We start from the raw sequence: 2,841 nt of genomic DNA, 5'->3' as shown, positions 1-2,841 counted from the left end.
CGAAGCAGTGCGGCTGCCGATGCGCACCATGATCCAAGCGCCACCCCGCGACCGTCGTCCCGACAGCCAGGATCCGCTGATCAGCGACGAGGTCGCGCCCGAGGATTCGATGACGCCTGGCGGTTGGAATCTGAAGACCCATATTGCCGCGGACTACCGCTATTTCGTCGAGACCTGGCTCCAGCAGAACCCGGTCCATACCCCACCCAAAAAGGAATGATGCATATGGCCTGGCAGGAATTCAACCCTTTCACCTCGTCGAACCTCGCGGCGATCCGTTATGATGAGGATCAGCTGCTGCTCGAGGTCGAGTTTCTCAACGGCGGCCGCTATCATTACTATGAGGTGCCGCCGCAGATAGCGCAGGCCTTCGATCAGGCCGGATCGAAGGGGGAATTCCTCGCGGCGTCCATCAAGGGTCATTATCGTTACAGCAAGGTTTAAGATGCCGCTCGTCAGCCTCGATCAGAAAAACAGTCGCGTTCAGTTCGGTGCCTTCGAGGTCGACAACAAGATCCTGTTCGAGTTCTTCAACAAGCTTCCCGCCGCTGATCGCGACGAGCAGCTCCACAAGGCGCTCTACATCGGTGTTCTGGCGCTCATGGAGGATCGGCTTTCGAGCTTCCTCTCGCGAACCGCGAACGAGCTCGGGACTGAGCTCGAAAGCCTGAAACTCATCTTCGACATGAAGAAGGAGCTGTTCTACCGGTCCGCGGTGAAGGGCGTGCTCGCCGAGACCGATATCGCCGACTTTCTGTCCGAGTTTTTCGATCGGCAGAAAATCGGTGACCGGATCGAACTGACCGGCGACCGCGCCGGTACGATCCGCCGCAACAAGACCGGCGACATAGTCTGCCATCTCGCCGGCGACAGCGGCAAGCGGATCGCAATCGAGTGCAAATTCGACAAGAGTATCCGCCTCGGTGACATCCAGACCAAGGACATCTTCACCAAGAAGGCGGACACCGCCTGGAGCCAGCTCCTCGAAGCGCAGGCCAATCGCGACGGCCAGGCCGGGATTATCGTCTTCGACGCCTCGCTCGTCGACAACAGTATCCTGGTCGCCGTGCAGGACCTGAAGTTCCTGCCCGGTATCGGGCTGATCGCGATCATCGACTCTCAGAAGGGCGATTATCGCAATCTCGCCATCGCCTACATGCTCGCGCGCGACATCGCGCTCAACGCAAAGACACTCGAGCTCGACACCGATGTCCTGAAGATCATCGTGAACCGGCTGATCAAAGATGCGCGCGACATGGCGCTGGTGAAGCACCTCGTTACCGCCAATATCGACAATATGAAACAGATCCTCGCGCAGATTGAGAAGGGGATCCTTCTCGCTGAATTCAATCAGCGCTACCTTATCAAGTTCCTCGCCGAAGGAACCCTCACCAAGGAAGACATGCTTGCTTTTTATGCGGGTGACGAGGTTAAGGAGCGTTTTAGGCTCATCGAACGCGAGATCGGCGATCTTTGCGCATGAGATGTAGAGATTTTGCCCCTGCGGGCGGCCTTCCCGCAGTATGCGCGCCGAACATGCCGGCTAGCTGTCGGCCCACATTTTATCATCCAACTATGCCGGTTAGGCGAACATTGATATTCGGTTCCTTACAAAAACGGCCGTTCGACGTAGCGTTCCGGCACGGCAGAAAAGCCCTAAAGCGAGCCGTTCGTATAGACGGCCCGGTAACATGAACGATCTGCCGGATCGGGGGGCTTAGAAGAAGGCGCGAGCGTCTGGAAATGGTTCATCGCGTCGCGCGCTCCGCCCTGAGTTGAGCGCGGTGCGCGCGCTCGAGCGCACGCTGTGCCTTATCGAGCTGTTGCAGGAGCTCGTCCCTTAGCTGCGTCAAGATTTGCCACTCGAGCATCCGATCGAACCGTGTGGTGCCCGACGACAAAAGCGTCGTGATGAGCACCAAGTCGTAAGCAGTGTTCCGCGCCGGATCTAGAAAGCCAGCGTTGCTAGCGCCGGCCAGTGCCGTAGGGGTGTTGCTGCCGTCAAGAAGGCCGAGCCGGAAGTCGATGCCGCGGGCTCCTGCGTGCACGTTGTAGCTGGCCATCCGGTAGTAGGACTGCATGGCGCTTTTACCTGCGGCGACTTCGAGATCGACGAGCCGTGGCTTTTTGAGTCCGAGATGCTGCGCCGCCCAGCCATACTCCGATCCGAAGTTGTCGCCAAAGCGGTCGAGGCACGCTTGGTATTTCCGATCGGTTTCGGTGATGTCCCGTTTCGTAGGGGGCGCGTAGCCGAGCTGCTCGTACGATAAGACAAACCGGTCCATCGCCCGTTTCGACTCAATGGCCGCGTGCGACCTGTATCGAATCGCCAGTTCCTCGCCGTGCTCCGCTAAAATCGTCGCAACGACCGTGATCTCATGAAGCGTCCGCCAACGGGCCATCGCGCCATCCGCAAGACCGTTCTCCATCAGAGTGATGATCTCGAACACCACCTGACAGGCCCTCGCGTGCAGGTGCAGCATAGTGTCGTTAAGCACAGGCTTGCGCCTAGCGCGCGACCGGCGGCGAGCGGCTGCAATGCCGCCGCCGATCTCGACTGAGATCGTGTACATCATCCGGAGTGTCGCAAAGGCATCGCCCCAGCGGTCGTGCAGGTTGGCGGAGAACCCCGCCATGATCATTTGGTCGTGTTTTCGCTGCGCCGGCCAGTCGGCTCGGAGCGACCGGACGATGACCTCCGCGGCGCTCGCGAGCGCTTTAGGAATAATCTCAGGCAGCTCTTCAGATGCGAATTTGAGAGCGGCCTCGAAAGCCGGCATCAGGTCGTCGCCGGTAAGCTTGATGTCGATGCTGATATCATCCGATCCGTCCCAGTCGAAC

The 2,841-nt window shown here is 59.1% G+C and carries 4 protein-coding genes; 3 read left to right on the top strand and 1 reads right to left on the bottom strand.

From position 1 onward, the window contains the following. From AB0K82_RS44405 to AB0K82_RS44395, 3 genes are all read left to right on the top strand, one after another. On the top strand, positions 1–220 hold a 220-nt coding region (locus AB0K82_RS44405), incomplete at its 5' end, for a hypothetical protein (RefSeq protein WP_364409776.1). Between the two features lie 5 nt (positions 221–225). After that, a complete protein-coding gene (locus tag AB0K82_RS44400) occupies positions 226–444 on the top strand; it encodes a KTSC domain-containing protein (RefSeq protein ID WP_275497870.1) in 219 nt (72 codons plus the stop codon). Between the two features lies 1 nt (position 445). Next, positions 446–1,483 (top strand): hypothetical protein, encoded by a 1,038-nt coding sequence (locus tag AB0K82_RS44395; RefSeq protein ID WP_345850622.1) that lies wholly within the window; start codon positions 446–448, stop codon positions 1,481–1,483. A 265-nt stretch (positions 1,484–1,748) separates the two neighbouring features. Here AB0K82_RS44395 and AB0K82_RS44390 read toward each other — a convergent pair. Then, the coding region (locus AB0K82_RS44390; protein ID WP_364409768.1) for a DUF5677 domain-containing protein at positions 1,749–2,841 on the bottom strand (1,093 nt) is incomplete at its 5' end.

It is taken from the genome of Actinoallomurus sp. NPDC052274, from assembly GCF_040679475.1.
Classification (GTDB): domain Bacteria; phylum Actinomycetota; class Actinomycetes; order Streptosporangiales; family Streptosporangiaceae; genus Actinoallomurus; species Actinoallomurus liliacearum.
This window is presented reverse-complemented; position numbering and strand designations above follow the sequence as displayed.